At 34.8% G+C, this 17,663-nt stretch carries 17 protein-coding genes; 11 read left to right on the top strand and 6 right to left on the bottom strand.

The window, feature by feature from the left end; genetic code table 11:
• On the top strand, positions 1-268 hold a 268-nt coding region (locus LF845_RS09445; protein WP_242820769.1), incomplete at its 5' end, for a lytic murein transglycosylase.
• Between the two features lie 44 nt (positions 269-312).
• Here the strand turns inward: LF845_RS09445 and LF845_RS09440 are convergent.
• Positions 313-2,304: a S8 family serine peptidase gene (locus tag LF845_RS09440; RefSeq protein WP_242820768.1), complete on the bottom strand. Its 1,992-nt coding sequence runs from the start codon at positions 2,302-2,304 to the stop codon at positions 313-315.
• A gap of 274 nt (positions 2,305-2,578) precedes the next feature.
• Here LF845_RS09440 and LF845_RS09435 point away from each other — a divergent pair, with 274 nt between their 5' ends.
• Positions 2,579-3,289, top strand: coding sequence for a polysaccharide deacetylase family protein (locus LF845_RS09435; protein ID WP_242820767.1), 711 nt, complete (start codon positions 2,579-2,581; stop codon positions 3,287-3,289).
• Here LF845_RS09435 and LF845_RS09430 read toward each other — a convergent pair.
• From LF845_RS09430 to LF845_RS09410, 5 genes are read right to left on the bottom strand one after another with little or no spacing between them, the layout of a single operon-like run.
• Positions 3,286-4,077, bottom strand: coding sequence for an amidohydrolase family protein (locus LF845_RS09430; protein WP_242820766.1), 792 nt, complete (start codon positions 4,075-4,077; stop codon positions 3,286-3,288). The genes LF845_RS09435 and LF845_RS09430 overlap by 4 nt on opposite strands.
• Before the next feature lie 2 nt (positions 4,078-4,079).
• On the bottom strand, positions 4,080-5,444 hold the full coding sequence (locus tag LF845_RS09425) for an efflux transporter outer membrane subunit (RefSeq protein WP_242820765.1): 1,365 nt from the start codon (positions 5,442-5,444) through the stop codon (positions 4,080-4,082).
• Between the two features lie 4 nt (positions 5,445-5,448).
• Positions 5,449-8,559 carry an efflux RND transporter permease subunit gene (locus LF845_RS09420; protein WP_242820764.1) on the bottom strand — a complete coding sequence of 1,037 codons (3,111 nt, stop codon included), beginning with the start codon at positions 8,557-8,559 and terminating at the stop codon, positions 5,449-5,451.
• 2 nt (positions 8,560-8,561) lie between these two features.
• Positions 8,562-9,638: an efflux RND transporter periplasmic adaptor subunit gene (locus tag LF845_RS09415; protein ID WP_242820763.1), complete on the bottom strand. Its 1,077-nt coding sequence runs from the start codon at positions 9,636-9,638 to the stop codon at positions 8,562-8,564.
• 13 nt (positions 9,639-9,651) lie between these two features.
• A complete protein-coding gene (locus tag LF845_RS09410; RefSeq protein WP_242820762.1) occupies positions 9,652-10,221 on the bottom strand; it encodes a TetR/AcrR family transcriptional regulator in 570 nt (189 codons plus the stop codon).
• A gap of 150 nt (positions 10,222-10,371) precedes the next feature.
• Between LF845_RS09410 and LF845_RS09405 the strand changes: the two genes are divergently transcribed.
• Genes LF845_RS09405 through LF845_RS09365 form a run of 9 tightly spaced genes read left to right on the top strand, consistent with a single transcriptional unit; the run spans position 10,372 to position 17,658 of the window.
• A complete protein-coding gene (locus tag LF845_RS09405) occupies positions 10,372-10,557 on the top strand; it encodes a Trm112 family protein (protein ID WP_242820761.1) in 186 nt (61 codons plus the stop codon).
• A 1-nt stretch (position 10,558) separates the two neighbouring features.
• A complete protein-coding gene (gene rfaE1, locus LF845_RS09400) occupies positions 10,559-11,542 on the top strand; it encodes a D-glycero-beta-D-manno-heptose-7-phosphate kinase (RefSeq protein ID WP_242820760.1) in 984 nt (327 codons plus the stop codon).
• Positions 11,543-13,048: an NAD(P)H-hydrate dehydratase gene (locus LF845_RS09395; RefSeq protein ID WP_242820759.1), complete on the top strand. Its 1,506-nt coding sequence runs from the start codon at positions 11,543-11,545 to the stop codon at positions 13,046-13,048.
• Positions 13,035-13,463: a tRNA (adenosine(37)-N6)-threonylcarbamoyltransferase complex ATPase subunit type 1 TsaE gene (tsaE, locus tag LF845_RS09390; RefSeq protein WP_242820758.1), complete on the top strand. Its 429-nt coding sequence runs from the start codon at positions 13,035-13,037 to the stop codon at positions 13,461-13,463. The genes LF845_RS09395 and tsaE overlap by 14 nt, the downstream gene beginning before the upstream one ends.
• An 11-nt stretch (positions 13,464-13,474) precedes the next feature.
• Positions 13,475-13,669: a hypothetical protein gene (locus LF845_RS09385; RefSeq protein WP_242820757.1), complete on the top strand. Its 195-nt coding sequence runs from the start codon at positions 13,475-13,477 to the stop codon at positions 13,667-13,669.
• Positions 13,670-13,680: 11 nt separating this feature from the next.
• A complete protein-coding gene (locus LF845_RS09380) occupies positions 13,681-13,917 on the top strand; it encodes a hypothetical protein (RefSeq protein WP_242820756.1) in 237 nt (78 codons plus the stop codon).
• Between the two features lie 12 nt (positions 13,918-13,929).
• Positions 13,930-16,563, top strand: a complete 2,634-nt coding sequence (locus LF845_RS09375; protein ID WP_242820755.1) for a valine--tRNA ligase — start codon at positions 13,930-13,932, stop codon at positions 16,561-16,563.
• On the top strand, positions 16,557-17,408 hold the full coding sequence (gene nadC / locus LF845_RS09370; protein WP_242820754.1) for a carboxylating nicotinate-nucleotide diphosphorylase: 852 nt from the start codon (positions 16,557-16,559) through the stop codon (positions 17,406-17,408). Before LF845_RS09375 ends, nadC begins: the two co-directional genes overlap by 7 nt.
• Positions 17,395-17,658, top strand: a complete 264-nt coding sequence (locus tag LF845_RS09365; RefSeq protein ID WP_242820753.1) for a hypothetical protein — start codon at positions 17,395-17,397, stop codon at positions 17,656-17,658. The genes nadC and LF845_RS09365 overlap by 14 nt, the downstream gene beginning before the upstream one ends.
• Positions 17,659-17,663 lie beyond the last annotated feature (5 nt).

The raw sequence follows: 17,663 nt of genomic DNA, 5'->3' as shown, positions 1-17,663 counted from the left end.
TTTAAGTAAAAATGGCTGGGATTATGGCAAACCTAAGGCTGTTGTGGTGAAAAATGTAAACAGCGCTATTACTACTTATACAAAAATATCGTTTTTAAGAAAAAGAGGTGTGATTTTTCCTTTTAATATCAAACGGGGTGAGGTTAAAATAAACAAAATCGGTCAGGATTATTGGGCAACTTTTAAAAATTTTGACGTGCTTAGAAAGTATAATCCAAGTGACAATTATGCGCTATCTGTCTTACTGCTTTCTAAAATGGTAAAGTGATGACATCTTGAAAGTCATTTTAATCAAGATTCTATCTAAAGAAGTTATCTATTTAACTTAAAAAGTCTTTGATATTTCATCCTCAAAATAAAAGATACCAAAACTGCAAGTGCAAATATAATTGTATATATAGGATATTTTATGGCCAAAACAATAGGGGTCAATATCAAGATAGATATAAATTTTAATGTACTGTTACTTCTTATTATATTGGCATATTTTGGAGAATATTTGTAATAAATTTTCACAAGTTTTTTACCTATTTCATATTTGAGCAAGAAATTATCTCTAAATTGTCTTAAGACTACAACTTCAGGGGCTAAGTAACTACCATAAGTAGCTGTTGCGATAAAGCATCCGCCACCTCCTCCACCTGAGTCATTATTTGAAGGTATATTTTGTGGAGTGTTGACTCTCAATAATGAATACAAATTGAGTTTTTTTATCTCACCTGCTTTTATGTCATATAATGCATCGCCTGACTTTGACAAATCTTCGGGGTCAAAAAATCCGTTATCAAGATAAGATAGTGCGGCAGCAGCTGTTACAAAGGGGGTAGCCATCGATGTCCCTGATTCAAATAAAAATGCATCCGGTGTATCGCTTAGACTTACTCTTATGGCATCCACAAAAGCTTTATCCCCAGTATTTCCTTCAAAGCAAAATTTAAATGATATATTATCTGAATTTAATAGTTGAGAAGGTAGTGTGGATTCAAAGTAAAAATAATCTGAATTATTAAAGCCGGATTGATTAGTCATAATGTTCCAATCGACGCCATCATCTGACCAATAAATATTTAGTTTGCTCCCGCTTGAAGGTAGATTTATTCTCGTAACAAATTTATTATACCTGTAAATTTTATCAGGGGTAGTCTTAAATGGAGTAGTGATAAAAGTATTTTTTGTAGAAGAAGTTGCGCAACTACTTGTGTTATCAAGTGTGATTGAAAAGCTTCCACTGTCAAAGCTCCATGAACTTGAAAATTGAATTTTGCTTAAATCTTCTAAACCGTTAAACTCATTTCTATAAAAATCCAGATAGTTATCTAAAAGGTTTAAACTTTCAGGTTTTGCCAGATAATCGTTGTATGTGGAGATAATATATTCTCCCGGCGCGTAGATATCTACCCAATCACCAAAGTTGCTGAAATCTGAAAGTTGTCCGTCCATGCTTACCGCACCGACTGATACTACATTGTTTAATGCGGCCGGGTAATTTTTTTCATTTACTCCATCATTGCCAGCAGCTGCGAATACAAATACACCCTTATTTATTAATTCTTGTATGGCTACATACTCCTCACTATCGTAATATGTGCCTCCAAAGCTCATATTGACAAATTTGATATTGTAGCCTTTATTCACGAGCTCTAAAATTTTTGATATTGCTCTTAATTCAGGGATATAATCGACAGTTTCTTCATTGCTGCAGGTAACTTTTAGATTTAATATTTTTACTCTGTTATCTGTGATGCCTGCAATTCCAAAATTATTATCGGTAAGAGCAGAAATAATCCCCGCTACATGTGTGCCATGGTCCACATAGTCATATGTATCAGTGATATTATCAGAAGGGCAAAAGTTAAACCCATAATTGCCGAAATCTCCTCCTGTCAAAATATTCCCTTTCAAATCCGGATGATTCCATGCAACACCTGTATCAAGTATTGCCACAATAACATCTTCAGGAGATATTGAATTATAAATATCTATTGCTTCCGGCCAATCTATATCAAAATCTGTTACGTAGCCATACTGCCCCGTGTTATTGAGCCCCCACTGCTCATCAAAAAAAGTGTCATTTGGAATATAAAAAATACTTCGCTTAAACGGGGTAATTTTTTTAACTGAAGAATTATTATCAAGGTAATTGTCTTTGCTGTATAGATATGTTTTTTTACCTATTGTGAATGTGCTCAAGTTATTGTTGGATGCAAATATTTTTGTTTGATTATCTAATATATAAAGATTGTCGGCAAAAGCTATACTGCTAAAAAATAATATTGCCAAGAATATATGTATAATTTTTAACATATCAAATTCTATCAAATTTATAAAAATTGTAAACTTGAACTTGAAATTTATTTTTTTTTGTGGGTAAATGCTAAAATTGAATGAAATGCTAAGGAGTCATCTTGTTTAACTACAACTTATTCATTTTTATTTTCGCCATCTGTTATAGTGTATTTTTTACAATACTGACTATTTTTTTAAGAAATACAAAATATAAAAAGATACTGAGATATGCCTCAATTGTGTATAAAGGTTATGACTACTACACAGTGAAAGGGATATTGAAGGGGGCAGCTTGGGCGTTTGTAGATGGCATTATTACAGGGGTAGTAATAGCATTTATTTTGCGATTTTTACATTCGTAATAATTTTGGGTTTCCCTTTATTTTTGAATGCTGAAGTAATAAAAAAATTTAATAGCGCTGATGCGGTAGCGCTTACTTTTGATGCGTGTGAAACAAAAACCCCTGCTTATTTTGATGAAGAAATATTAAATTTTATAATAAAAAATAAGATACCTGTTACAATCTTTGTAAACAAAAAATTTGCCGAAAGAAATATAGACAGGCTGAAAGAGATTAGTAAATATGACTTTATAGAAATAGAAAACCATTCCGCAAATCATTATCAATATATGCAAAAACTTGATAATCAAACTATTGTAAATGAAGTAAAGGATAATGAAAAATATCTTATAGAAATTTTGGGAGTAAAAACAAAGTTTTTTAGATTTCCGGGTTTTAATTATGACAATAGAAGCCTAACGGTTGTAGAAAGTATTGGCTATAAAGTTGTTCATGCAAATTTAATTAGTGGCGACCCTGACAAAAATGTTTCGGCTGAAAAGATGTATAAGTATATATCAAAGAAAGTAAGACCCGGCGATATTATTATATTTCACATTAACGGCAGAGGGTACAATACGCATGAAGCCTTGCCTAAAATATATGAGTCATTAAAAAATAAGGGTTTAAGGCCTGCACTCTTAAGTGAGTTAATAAATTAAATTTTTAAGAGTTCTTTTGCATTCTTATAAAATATCTTTTCCTTATCTTCTTCTTTTAGAAAATTAAAAGATGATAGTATGTTGACATACTCTTTCTGGCTACACCAGGGTGAGTCTGTGGCAAAGAGGAAACGCTCAATAGGGTGTTTTTTGAAAAATTTTTCCATTAAGTTTAGCGGCATTTTATCAAGACAATATGCAGTGTCAAAATATATATCTTCTCCAAACAGGTATTCTTCAACTTCATCATACATTTCATAACTTCCCATGTGTGCTGCAATAATTTTTAATTTTGGAAAATTATCCATGACCTTTTTTATCCTTTCAGGTGTTGCGCGGTAGGGTGGCGGGTAGCCGATATCAACACCTGCATGAAAGAGTATAAAAATGTCAAGCTCACTACATATTTCATAAATCTTATAGACATTTTTATCATCTATATAAAAATTTTGATAGTCAGGGTGAAGTTTTAGCCCTTTTACCCCTTCAGATTTATATTTCTTTAAGTATTCTTCGATATTTTCAGACTCTGGGTGAATACTTCCAAGCGGCAGTATTTTGTCCGACCTGATTTTTTTACAAAAATTAAAAATGTTGTCAGATTGTTTTGGGTTTGTAGCAATGTTGCAAATTACTGAGACATCCACACCTGATTTTTCCATTGATTCCAAAAGACCATTTAATGTCCCGTCGGTGAAAGGAGATATCTTCCCTTTTTCAGACAGGAAGTTAAGAGCATTTTCAGCCAAATGATCAGGGAAAATATGAGTGTGGAAGTCTATAATCATACTTAGTTTATCCCCATAGCTTTATATAAAAAGACCTGCTGTTTGAGATATTCTTTATTCAAGTTTATTATCTCAATATTTAAGTTCTCAATATTTCTTTCGGCATCAATTACATTTATGTAATCAATAAGGCCGTTTTCATATTGACTTTTTGCAATATTTAAAATTTCGTAGTAATCCTGAAGCAATCTTTTTTGTATCTGAATTTTTTTGCTTATATTTTCAAGCTGTATAAATGCTTCATGGATTTCCTTAAATGCATTTTTTACTGTATAAATGTAGTTTATTAATGCCTGTTTTTGCCTGGAGTTTGCTACCTTGACATTTGCCTTTATTCTGCCAAAGTCAAATATTGGAGCTGTTAGACTGCCTCCAATATTCCAGAATTTTGCCGAGGACTGCATGAGATTTGAAAGCTCGTAACTTTCAAGACCTAAAGAGCCGGTGAGAGAAATTGAGGGGAAATATGCTGCTTTTGCCACACCTATTTCAAAGTTTGTTGACTTCAAATTTTCCTCAGCGCTGATAATATCAGGTCTGTTTTGAATGATTTCCGATGGCAACATTGGTGGAAGTTGTATCGGGGAAGGTAAATTTGAACAGCTTATTTCCTTTGAATTGAATATTTCATCAGGCTGTTTGCCTGTAATAAATGAGATGGTGTTTTCAAGCACTTTTTTGCTTCCGAGAATATTTTCAAGTGTGAGGTAGGAGCTATTTAATTTTGCTTCTTCCTGCTTGAGAATGAGGTTGCTTACAATTCCATTTCTAAACTGTTTTTGTCTGTATTCATAACTTTTTTTGTAATTATCAACTATACTGTTAAGTTTGTTTATCTGCAGGTTTAATGCACATATTTCAAGATACGTGGAGATGGTATCGGAAATAAGTTTAAGTTTTACTGTATCAGCATAACTTTTTTGAGCAAGAAGCAGTGATAACTGAGATTTGCTTTTATTTTTTAGCTTTCCAAATATGTCTACTTCAAAGACAGCAGATGCTGAAAGTTTGTAATCGTTTGTGTTTAATCCTTTTCCGGTCACGGATGCCTCATCACTTGTCTGAAATCTGCTTACGGAGCCACTGCCATTTATTGACGGGTAGAGATTTGCTTTTGATAGATTAAAGGCTGCTTCAAGCTCATTTATCTTTTCATAGGCAATTAAAAGATTATCATTATTTTTCAGCGATTCTTCTACAAGTTTTTCAAGATTTTTATCTTTAAAATCTTCCCACCATTTTTTATTAATCATTGTATTCGTTTTGTTGTCTGCTTCAGGCAGATTTATTACGGGCCTTGAATATTTCGGCGCAAAAGAACAGGATATTATTGTAAGTGATAATATTATAATTGAGATTCTTTTCATCATATTACTTCCTTTTAAATATCATTTTTGTTTTTATTACAAGGTAGTAAAGCAGAGGAATGAAAAATGTGCCAATGAATGTTGCTGCTACCATCCCCCACACTACTGTATGACCGATAATGTGTCTGCTGTTGGCACCGGCGCCACTGCTTAAAATGAGCGGTACAGTCCCTGCAATAAATGCAAATGATGTCATCACAATAGGTCTGAATCTGATTTTTGATGCTTCAATAACTGCATCTAAAATATTCATTCCCATCTTTTTGTATCTTTCTTCGGCAAACTCTACAATTAGAATTGCATTTTTAGCTGCAAGCCCGATAAGTGTAATAATACCTACCTGCAGATAGATATCATTTTCCAATCTAAACAAAAATACACCAAGCAGTGCTCCAAAAATAGCAAATGGGATAGATAGTATAATGGAAAGAGGTGCCATCCAACTTTCATAAAGTGCTACCAATATTAAAAGTACAAATATGACAGAAAATATATAAGCAGTGCTGCCTGACTGTTTTACCCTTACCTCTTGAAAAGAAGTCCCTGCCCAGGCAGTAGTGTAGCCTTCAGGCAACACCTCATTTGCAACTTCTTGGATAGCTCTCATAGCATCTCCGGAAGAAAACCCTGGCTTTGGGTCACCTAAAATTTTTGCAGCGGGAAACATATTAAATCTTTCCACTACTGATGCAGAGACTATTCTTTTTAACGATATGAGTGAGCTTAGAGGGACAAGTTTACCTGTGTTTGATCTTACAAAAATATTTCTGTAATCGTCAATATTATCTCTAAACTCTTCGCTTGCTTGAATATTAACGTGGTATGTCTTTCCAAAAAGGTTGTAGTCATTTACATACCCTTTTGCAAAAGTCAGCTGTATTGTAGAGTAAATGTCAGAAATAGAAACACCGAGTGCTTTTGCCTTTTCTCTGTCTACTTCTATCTTGTATTGAGGTACATTAGTATTTAGCGTAGAACGTACCCCCATTAACTCTTTTCGCTGATTGGCTTTTGCAACAATTTCCTGAACATATTTATTTAATACTTGTATGTCAGCACCTGTTCTATCCTGGACATAAAGCTCAAACCCACCTGTCATACTCATCCCTATTATCGGGGGAGGGTTTACTGTAAAGATTAAAGCTTCTTTACTTGCAGAAAACTGCCTCATAAAATTTGCTGCAAGTGCCATTGACGATTCATCTTTATTTTTCCTTTCGCTCCAATCTGTCAATTGGGAAAAAGTAATGGCTGCATCTGTCTTGTATGAGAAGGAGGATAAATCAAGACCTACAATAGATACTTCTTCTTTTACATATTTGTTTGCCAAAAGCTGTTTTTCTACCTCATTGTTAATTACATCACTTGTCCTTTTTAGAGAGGAGCCCGGCATAAGATAAGTTAATGTAAATATTGAGCCTTTGTCTTCTATAGGGACAAGACCTGTTGGCAGGAGTTTGTATATTTTATATGAGGCAAAAATAACAATTCCAAAAACAAGTACGTTTATTATTGCCATCTTTATGATGAGTTTTACACCTTTAGTAAATCCATTTGTAGCTTTTTGGAAAAATGCTTGAAACAGCCTGATAGGTAAAATCGGTTTTTTTTCTGTTTCCCTCAAAAACATTGCACAAAGTGCAGGGGTAAGTGTCAAGGCGACAATACCGCTTAATATCATTGATATTGATATAGTGATGGCAAACTGTTTAAACATCTCACCGCTAAACCCTTGTATGAAGGAAGCAGGGATAAAAACAGCAGATAATACGAGCACAATTGCAATTATTGGTGTAGTGATTTCTTCCATTGCCTTAATTGTAGCCTCTTTTCTGCCCAATTTTTCTTCACGCATAACTCGCTCTACGTTTTCGACAACAACAATTGCATCATCCACTACAAGTCCAATAGCAAGAATAAGTCCGAAAAGGGTGAGTAGGTTAATAGAAAAACCGAGAGCGTAAAGTCCTGCAAATGTACCGATAATTGAAACAGGTATCGCAAGGAGAGGGATAAATGTAGCTCTGAAACTACCAAGGAAAATGTAAATTACAAATACTACCAATACTACAGCTATCAAAAGTGTCAAAATTACTTCATGTATGGATTCATTTATAAAAACCGTAGGATCGTAAGGCACATGAAATTTTATATCTGCTGGGAATGATTTTGACAGCTCATTAATTTTTTCATCTACCGCTTTTGCAACCTCAAGAGCATTTGCTCCCGGGGCAAGAAATATACCCATTGGAATAGCCGGTTGATTGTTGTAATAAGCATTTACATAATAGTTTTCAGATTCAAGCTTTATATCTGCCAAATCTTTTAACCTGATAGATGAGCCGTCAGGGTTTGAGCGGATGATGATATTTTCAAAATCTTTTATTGTTTTAAGTCTGCCTTCCCCTTTTACTGTGTAGCTAAATGATGATTCTTTGGATAAAGGCTCTTGAGATATACCTCCTCCTGGATTTTCTTCATTTTGGGATGAAATTGCTTGATATACTTCTAATGGTGTCAGGTTATAAGATGCAAGTTTATCAGGTTTTATCCAAACCCTTACGGCATATTTTTTTTCACCAAATATTACCGCATCGCCGACACCTTTAATCCTTTTGATATCATCAAGAACGTTTATCTGGATATAATTGCTGATTTCCGTATCTGACCTTTTTCCCCCTTCTGACACAAAAGCATATGCTTTCAAAAGGTCAGGCGTCCTTTCTCTTACCTCTATCCCCTGTCTTCTGACCGCTTCAGGCAAAAGGTTTAGCGCCGTTTGAATCCTGTTATTTATGTCAACTTTTGCAATTTCAGGGTCTGTTCCTATTTCAAAGTATGCACTTATCGATAAAATCCCTGAGGATGCAGTACTTGTCATATAAATTAAATCATTAACACCGTTTATAGCCTCTTCAAGGGGGGCAGCAACTGTTTTTGAAATAGTATCGGCATCTGCTCCCGGGTAAATTGCTGAAATATTTATCAGTGGCGGGGTTAGGGTGGGATATTCTTTAACCGGTAGATTTTTCAAAGCTATAAGCCCTAACAAAATTATTGTTATTGCAATAACAGTTGAAAACCTTGGCCTTTCTATAAAAAATTTAGAAAACATAGTTAGTTAACCTCTTTAATTACTTTGTCAATTACGACTTTTGTTCCGGGTTTTACCTTGAAAAAGTTATTTGTAATTACCTTGTCATTCGGTTTGAAAGGACCTTGCACGAAATAAAAATCATCTTTACTTTCTATAATTTGAAGCGGCCTTACCCCTACGACATCATTTTCAACCACAAAGCAGATTGTCCCCATAGGATTTTGCAAAACTGCTTTTTGAGGGATTTTGACAAGATTTTTGGAAGTGACACTTTTAAAGTTTACCCTTACAAATATACCCGGAGTTAATAATTTGTCTTTGTTGTCAATCAAACCTCTGAATTTTACCGTAGATGTAGCTTCATCGACTTTTGAATCCACAAAGGTAATTTTACCGTTTAAGTTTTCAAACCCGGATAATGTTAGATTAACATTAGAAAAATCCCCAAGGTCATTTTTAAGGTTGGAAAAATCTTTGTCGGGTAATGAAAATTCCACATATACCTTTGTGCTGTCCGTAATGGTTACTACAGGTGTCCCCGGTGTGACAAAGTCGCCTATATTTACCATTTTCAGCCCCAAATATCCTTTTTCGGTAGCCAATATGTTGGTATAATCAAGGTTAATTTGAGCTTTTTTAAGCTGGCTGTTTATTAGTGCTATATTTGATTTTGCCTGCTCAAGAGCAAATTTGGCATTGTCAAAATCTTGTTTACTTACAACGTTTTCTTTGAAAGATTGACTTACCCTTTCAAAATCTGCTTTTGCTTTTTCAAGCTGAACTTTTGCAACATCAAGTTGTGATTTGATAATTTCCACATCACTTTTGTAAATTTCATCGTCGATTTTAAAAAGGGGTGCACCCTTTTCAACAAATTCACCCTCTTTGAAGGATTGATTTAAAATAGTGCCTGATACTTTTGCAACGACTGTTGCCACATTATATGCTTTGACTTTTGCGGGGTAAGTAGCCTCAAAAACATATGGCTTAAACCCGCTGATTTCAAAGACATCCACGTGTGGTGCTGGCATCTCTTGTGCGTTTGCAGCCACTAAAAAAAGTAGTAAAAAGCTTGTGATGAATAATTTTTTTAACATATATCCTCCATTTTTATAAAATTCCATTTAGGAAAAAATCTATTTTTCTGTCAAAAATTTTTCTTAATAGGTCAAAGTCTGAAACTTCGTTTTTAATTATTTCATTTTCAAGAAAATAGCCGAAAATTATATACCAAAACATTTTTGTGATTAATTTCATATCTTTGTCTGAATATTTTGTCAGTTTGGACATTAAAAATTTGGTCAAAATTCTGACCATTTCATCCACCATGGCATTATGGCTTTCTCTTACTCTCTCCGGATATCTGTCTACTTCCGAGAAGAAAATTTTTATTGCACCTTTTTTCATAATGAGTTTTTTGATATTTTCAGTTGCTATCTCAAGAAGGGTATCTTTTAAACTGAGATTCTCGAGTTTTGGAATCAAGTTTTTTAAATCCGGCAAAAAGGATTTACTCTGTATGACCTCTTCAAAAATGCTCTCCTTTGAAACAAAATGCCTGAAAAGTGTGACTTCAGAGACACCTGCGTGAAGGGCAATCTCTTTTGTTGTTGTGCCGAGGTAGCCTTTTTGTGAAAAAAGACCAAATGCCGCATCGATTATTTTTTCCTTTGTACTCAAATATACCTCCATAGTGTAAGTAAGCACTTACATACAAAAAACGTGCACAAAAAGTCAAGCTGAAAATCGTATGTATCAAACTTCAAGTATACATTTGACTTATAATAAAAAAATATATATTTTAGGCTCATTAATCAAAAGGGGTGTATTATGTCTGTAAATAAAGAGTTGCTTGATATTTTGGCTTGCCCAAAGTGTAAAGGGGATGTCAGGCTTTCAAAAGACGAGAAATATATTGTCTGTGATTCATGCAAGTTGCTTTATGAGATAAAGGAAGATATCCCGGTTATGCTTATCGACGAAGCAAAAGAGGTAGAAAACAGCCTTGAGTATTAGCATGGACAATTATATTAAAATCATTGAAAGTTTTAAAAATCTCAAAATACTTGTAATTGGCGATTTGATGCTGGATGTTTTTCTCTATGGTGATGTTGAGAGAATATCTCCGGAAGCTCCTGTGCCTGTAGTTAAGGTCTCAAATATGCTTCATGTCCCCGGTGGAGCTGCCAATGTATCTTCAAACTTAAAGTCTCTCGGTGTAGATGTTACATTGTGCGGTGTTGTGGGGGATGATGAAACCGGTAAAAAATTTAGAAATATTATATCTTCTCAAAAGATAAATGCTTTTTTTCTTAATGACGGCAGGCGTACAAGTATTAAGACGAGAGTCATTGCGTCAAATCAGCAGGTTGTCAGATATGATGTAGAAGATAATAAAAAGCTTTCGGGTAAACATATAAAAGAGATTGAAAGTTTTTTAAAAAACAGAATCAAAGAATTTAAAGCAATTATTATCTCTGATTACGGAAAAGGGGTGGTTACCAAGAAATTGATTGAGATGGTGAGTAAACTTGCAAATGAGAATAAAATTCCGTTGACCGTTGACCCGAAGATTGAAAATTTCAAATTTTATAAAGGGGTGACATGTATCACTCCTAATACTAAAGAGGCTTCGGAAGGCTCAGGGGTAAATATAAAAGATAACGTTACTTTGCTTAAGGCTGCAAAGAAAATTATGAATAGGCTTAACCCCGAAACCCTTTTAATTACGAGAGGGAGCAAAGGGATGGCTTTTTTTGATAGTGTTGGCAATGTGGTAAAAGTCCCTGCACTGGCGAAAGAGGTGTTTGATGTTACCGGGGCAGGGGATACGGTTATATCAGTATTTACGGCTGCTATTGCTGCCGGTGCAAACTATATAGATGCTATGAAGCTGTCAAATCTTGCAGGCTCTATTGTTGTAGGCAAAATGGGGACTGCGACCGTAACACCCAATGAGCTGGCCGATAAACTTAATCTTATGGCAGAAATGGAGAGATAGGTGGAAATACTTTTATCCAAACAGATGGAAGCTGCTGATAAACACGCCATAGAGGTGTTAAAGATTCCTTCCATTGTGCTTATGGAAAATGCGGCTATTGCAGTGGCAGAAGAGATTGCCAAAGACCTGGATAGTTCTTTGAAAATATGTGTGGTGTGTGGTTCGGGAAACAATGGCGGGGACGGCTATGCAGTGGCAAGGCAGCTTGTAAACCGAGGATATTTTGTAGATGTTGTTGCATTAAATTCTGATAATTTAAAAGGGGATGCAAAAACAAACTACGAAATACTTTTAAAGTTGCCGGTGAGGATTTATCAAGATGATTTCTTAAGTTTGGAATTTTTAGAATATGATGCAATTATCGATGCTATTTTTGGAACGGGACTTAATAGACGGGTGGAAGGTGAAATTGAAACCCTTATACAAAAAATTAATTCTTCAAATAGACGTATTTATTCCATAGATATTCCGAGTGGACTTAGTGGTAGCTCTTCTGAAATTTTGGGTACAAATATAAATACATTTAAAACAATTACTTTTTGTAGACCCAAGTTGCCACATGTGATGTATCCCGCAAAGTCATATTGTGGAGAAGTAATCGTTAAAAATATATCAATTCCTGACAGCTCTGTTGCTTTCACAAAGCCGGATAATTTTTTACTGAACAAAGAGACAGTCCCAAGAATTTTACCAAGAAAACCTGACTCACATAAAGGGAGTTACGGGCATACCGTTATTATTGCCGGCTCAATCGGTAAAATAGGTGCTGGTATTTTATCTGCGAAGGCCTGTATCAATTCCGGCAGCGGCCTTACTACCGTTGTTACACCAAAAAATTTTATTAATGCGTTTCATGGACATTTACCGGAAGCTATGTGTTTTAATACTGTTTCAGAGGATTTTTTAACATTGAAAGACTTGGATGCCGTAATTGATTTTACGGCTGATAAAAGCTGCCTGGCAATAGGCCCTGGTCTTGGCACAAGAACTGAAACAGCCAAGTTTATAGAAAATATAATTAAGAAGACAAAAAATAAACTTGTCATAGATGCAGACGGTATCAATCTGATTAAGCCTGAATGGTTTGAATATTTGGCATTCAGAACAGTATTAACTCCTCATATCGGTGAGTTTTGCAGACTGATAGGTTTTACAAAGGAAGATTTAATAAAAGACAGATTGAACATTTGTAAAGATTTTGCAATTAGGCATTCCGTTTGTTTGGTGTTAAAAAGTGCTGATACAATAATTACTACCCCTGATGGTAAGTCTTATATATTTAATGAAGGGAGTGCAGCTCTTGCCAAAGGGGGAAGTGGTGATGTGTTGACAGGGTTAATAGCTTCTTTTATTTCCCAAGGTTACAGTGTAGAAGATGCTTGTAAAATAGGTGTTTATATACATGGTAAAACAGGAAAATATATCGAGACCAAATATAACTGTATGTTTCCTAAAGCTTCTGATTTATGCGACAATCTGTGGGTGGCAATGAATGAATTATTGTAAAAAATCTTTAAGCCTTGAAGATACGAAAGAGATTGCAAAATGGGTTTATAACCTTTTGGTTTCAGAAAAAAGGGGTACAATCTTTTTAAATGGGGAGATGGGGGCAGGCAAGACTACTTTTACGAAATATTTGGCTGAATATTTTGGATGTGCTGATGGGTCATCAAGCCCGACATTTACAATACTAAATACTTACGAATCAAAAAAAGGAAAAAGGCTTTTGCACTTTGATTTGTATCGTATTGAAAGCATAGAAGAGTTAGAGCAGACAGGTTTTTTTGAATACATTGAAGATGATGCTATTGCGGTTATAGAGTGGGCTGATAAATTGGATTTGAGAGAGTATTTTGACGATATAGTTGAAATTAAAATAGAAAAAGATAAAAATGCAAGAATTTTTAACGTAATATATTAAATGAGGTAGAGATGGAACCTATTTTTTGCCCGTACTGTGGGAAACAAAGTCTTGAAGAGCTTGAGCCTACTGAACTTATAGTGGATAATGATGTTTGGTATATTATGCACTACGAGTGCAAAGAGTGCTCTGAAATGTTTGACAAAGTACTTTTGAAGGACGTAGATATAGATGAAATTAATGATGATGAAGGGTTTTGGAGTTAATATAAGTGAGAATGGATAACAGTGATGAATTTAAAACTTTGGTTTTAAAGGAAAGTCTTGAAGACATAAATCTATTTGTAGCTGAACTTGAGCATACCATTGAAAAGCTTAGTGAAGATGTGGATGACGAAACATATTTGATGCTTCAATATCGATTACAGGTACTTGAATTTAAAATGGCAGAAATTAATAATTTGCTGTCAAATACGTTAAACTTGGAAAATATAAGTAAAAATACAATTTCATAAAGGAGTAAGTAAATGTGCAATTGTAACAAGGAGATACCTACCAGAATCGATACCAAGGAGTTTGAAAAGGATATTTACTCAAACTGGCTTGAAAAAAAATATTTTCACGCAGACGAGAATTCCAAAAAACCAAAATATTCAATAGTAATACCACCGCCAAATGTTACAGGCTCTCTTCATATGGGGCATGCCTTAAACAATACATTGCAGGATATACTTGCAAGATTTCACAGATTAAAAGGTTTTGAGGTGCTTTGGTTGCCGGGGACTGACCATGCAGGTATTGCTACTCAGAATGTGGTTGAAAAGATGTTGGCAAAAGAGGGCTTAAGCAGACATGACCTTGGAAGAGAAAAGTTTATTGAAAGGGTATGGCAGTGGAGAGAAGAATCAGGCGGCCAGATAATAAATCAGTTAAAAAGGCTTGGGGCAAGTTGTGATTGGGATAGAGAAAGGTTTACCATGGATGAGGGGTTGTCAAAGGCAGTAAGAAAAGTCTTTGTTCAGCTTTATCAGGAAGGACTTATCTACAGGTCTAATTATATAGTAAATTGGTGTCCGAGGTGTCATACTGCGTTAAGTGATTTGGAAGTGGAGCATGAAGAAAAGGATAGTTTTCTTTATCATATACTTTACCCTGTGAAAGGTTCTGAAGAAAAGATATGCATTGCTACCACCAGACCTGAAACTATGCTTGGTGATACTGCAGTTGCTGTTCACCCTGATGATGAAAGGTATAAACATCTTGTGGGCAAGACAGTAATATTGCCGATTTTAAACAGAGAAATTCCAATAATTGCCGATGAGTATGTGCAAATGGATTTTGGGACGGGTGCTCTTAAGGTTACCCCCGCTCACGACCCGAATGACTTTGAGCTGGGTAAGAAACACAACCTTAAAGAGATAAATGTGCTTACCGATTCGGGGAAAATAAATGAAAATGGTGGTAAGTTCAACGGATTCGATAGGTTTGAAGCGAGAAAGAAAATTGTTGAAGAATTGACTAAGCTCGGACTTTTTGAAAAACAAGAGCCTTTAAAGCACAGTGTTGGGAGCTGTTACAGATGTAAATCGGTAGTTGAGCCAAGAATATCTATGCAATGGTTTGTAAAGATAAAACCTTTGGCAGAGAAGGCTATTGAAGCCGTAAAAGAGAAAAGGATTAAAATATTACCTGAAAATTGGGAGAAAACATACTTTGAATGGATGTACAATATCAGAGATTGGTGTATTTCAAGACAGATATGGTGGGGGCATAGGATTCCTGCTTGGTATTGTAATGATTGCGAACATATTACCGTTTCTTTTGAAGATGCGACTAAGTGTGAAAAATGCCACTCAAGGTCGCTAACTCAAGAGACCGATGTCCTCGACACATGGTTTTCATCTGCTCTTTGGCCATTTTCTACTATGGGCTGGCCTGAAAAAACTAAAACTTTGGAAAAATTTTACCCTACATCTTGCCTTGTCACAGGTTTTGATATTCTGTTTTTCTGGGTGGCGAGGATGATAATGATGGGCTTGAAGTTTATGGATGATATTCCATTTGAAGATGTTTATATTCATGCCCTTGTCAGAGACCAATTTGGTCAAAAGATGAGCAAGTCAAAAGGGAATGTTATAGATCCTCTGATTATCATTGATAAATATGGTGCAGATGCCTTTAGGTTTACTTTGGCTGCATTTGCCGCACAGGGGAGAGATATAAAATTATCTGAAGATAGAATAGAAGGTTATTACACATTTATTAATAAAATATGGAATGCATCAAGATTTATTTTGATAAATTCCGAAGAAAAAGAGTACAAAGATATCAGCGATTACAATCTTGAAGATGAAGACAAATGGATATTACAAGAATTGCGCAACACTTCTGAAAATGTTGAAAAATTTATTAAATCTTATGATTTTAACGAAGCTGCCGGAAGCGTTTATCATTTCTTTTGGAATAAATTTTGTGACTGGTATATCGAGTTTATAAAAGACAGAATCTTTAACGATAACAACAAAGAGGCTGCTGTGGCGGTTGCCAGGTATGTTTTGGAAAAATCTTTAATAATTCTTCATCCATTTATGCCGTTTATCACGGAATATATCTACAATTTCGTGGGTAAAAAAGAGAGTATTATGTTAGAGGTTTATCCTGAAGTTAACTTCGTTTTTGAAAATGAATATTATAATATTGAAAAGGTTATTGAGCTGATTTCAAAAGTCAGAAATATTAGGGGGGAATACAATGTCCCACCTTCTAAAGAGCTTGATTTATCTGTTAAAGTTGTTGAGAGCAATCTAAAAAAACTTTTTGATGATAATAAAAACTTGATAAAGAGGATAGCCAGGGTAACTGATATTCAATTTATTGAAAATGATATGGATAATGCTGCAATGAATGTTGCAAAAGATTACACTGTATTTATACCTCTTGGCGGCCTTGTGGATATTTCTGCCGAGATTAAAAGGCTGGAAAAAGAAAAGGCTGCTTTGGAAAAAGATTATAAAATTTATGGCGGAAAACTGCAAAATGAAAACTATCTGAAAAAAGCTCCGGCAGAAGTTGTCGAAAAAGATAAACAAAAATTTGAAGAAATTGTGGTAAAATTGAAAGAGATAGAAAACTCAATAAAGAGATTGGAAAAGTTATGCTAAATTTTTTGATACTCGATGATTTGATAAGATTGGCTTTGAAGGAAGACTTAGGGCATGGAGATATTACCACTGAAGCTATATCTGAGTTTTTGGGTAACGGTGAATACTACTTTTTGGCAAAAGATAATTTTATCCTTTGCGGTACTGAAATTGTCAAAAGGGTTTTTTGGCATTTTAATCAAGATATAGAAGTAGATTTTGTCAAGAAGGATGGCGACTTTGTTAAAAAAGGGGAAAAGTTTGGATTTGTAAGGGGTGATTCCAAATATATTTTGTCAGGCGAAAGGGTTTCTTTAAATTTTTTGCAAAGGCTTTCGGCTATAGCTACCGAGACAAACAGATATGTTAAAAAGCTTGAAGGCTCAAAAATTAAAATTTTGGACACGAGAAAAACTACTCCCGGGCACAGGGTTTTGGAAAAATATGCGGTTAAGATTGGCGGAGGGAGCAACCATAGGTTTGGGCTTTTTGACGGGGTTATGCTTAAGGATAATCATATAGATGCGGCAGGGGGAATAAAAAATGCCGTTGAAACTGTCAGAAGTAAAATTCCCTCAACTATTAAAATTGAGGTTGAGACAAGGAATCTAAAAGAGGTAGCTGAGGCGGCTGCTGCTGAAGTAGATATCATAATGCTTGATAATTTTGAAATTGATGATATCCCCAAGGCAAGAGAAATTGCAGGCAAAAAGATTAAGCTTGAGGTATCCGGAGGGGTAACGCTTAAAAATATTGATAACTATATAAATTATGATATTGATTACATTTCTGTAGGTAGTCTTACTCATGGGATTAAAAGTGTAGATATAAGCCTTAAATATGGGGGTAAATATGAAAATAAATGATATTGAAAGGGCCAAGAGACTTGCAAGGACTATAGCTACCGATATTTTTTTGTATAATCAGGAAAAGGTAAAAGAAGGGATTGAGAATGACAATTTGTTTGAAGTGTTGGAGGAAGAGATTGAAAACGGGAGAAAACTTTTTTTGGAAAAGGTAGATACTTCAATCATAAAACCCAAAATTTTTGATATCACTGTAAACGATATATTAGTGGCTAAATACTGCAAGGATATCGAATCAGATATATGGTAATTGAC

The sequence above is a fragment of the Deferrivibrio essentukiensis genome (assembly GCF_020480685.1).
Lineage (GTDB): Bacteria > Chrysiogenota > Deferribacteres > Deferribacterales > Deferrivibrionaceae > Deferrivibrio > Deferrivibrio essentukiensis.
The sequence above is the reverse complement of the archived record's forward strand: the minus strand, read 5'-3'. Positions and strand labels throughout refer to the sequence as shown.

What these genes read in the sequence shown, in the direction of transcription:
- LF845_RS09380 (WP_242820756.1), top strand. Translation starts at nt 13,681, where the DNA reads ATGGATAACAGTGATGAATTTAAAACTTTGGTTTTAAAGGAAAGTCTT.
- LF845_RS09425 (WP_242820765.1), bottom strand. Translation starts at nt 5,444, where the DNA reads ATGAAAAGAATCTCAATTATAATATTATCACTTACAATAATATCCTGT.
- LF845_RS09375 (WP_242820755.1), top strand. Translation starts at nt 13,930, where the DNA reads ATGTGCAATTGTAACAAGGAGATACCTACCAGAATCGATACCAAGGAG.
- LF845_RS09405 (WP_242820761.1), top strand. Translation starts at nt 10,372, where the DNA reads ATGTCTGTAAATAAAGAGTTGCTTGATATTTTGGCTTGCCCAAAGTGT.
- LF845_RS09430 (WP_242820766.1), bottom strand. Translation starts at nt 4,077, where the DNA reads ATGATTATAGACTTCCACACTCATATTTTCCCTGATCATTTGGCTGAA.
- tsaE (WP_242820758.1), top strand. Translation starts at nt 13,035, where the DNA reads ATGAATTATTGTAAAAAATCTTTAAGCCTTGAAGATACGAAAGAGATT.
- LF845_RS09385 (WP_242820757.1), top strand. Translation starts at nt 13,475, where the DNA reads ATGGAACCTATTTTTTGCCCGTACTGTGGGAAACAAAGTCTTGAAGAG.
- LF845_RS09440 (WP_242820768.1), bottom strand. Translation starts at nt 2,304, where the DNA reads ATGTTAAAAATTATACATATATTCTTGGCAATATTATTTTTTAGCAGT.
- LF845_RS09415 (WP_242820763.1), bottom strand. Translation starts at nt 9,638, where the DNA reads ATGTTAAAAAAATTATTCATCACAAGCTTTTTACTACTTTTTTTAGTG.
- LF845_RS09365 (WP_242820753.1), top strand. Translation starts at nt 17,395, where the DNA reads ATGAAAATAAATGATATTGAAAGGGCCAAGAGACTTGCAAGGACTATA.
- nadC (WP_242820754.1), top strand. Translation starts at nt 16,557, where the DNA reads ATGCTAAATTTTTTGATACTCGATGATTTGATAAGATTGGCTTTGAAG.
- LF845_RS09420 (WP_242820764.1), bottom strand. Translation starts at nt 8,559, where the DNA reads ATGTTTTCTAAATTTTTTATAGAAAGGCCAAGGTTTTCAACTGTTATT.
- rfaE1 (WP_242820760.1), top strand. Translation starts at nt 10,559, where the DNA reads ATGGACAATTATATTAAAATCATTGAAAGTTTTAAAAATCTCAAAATA.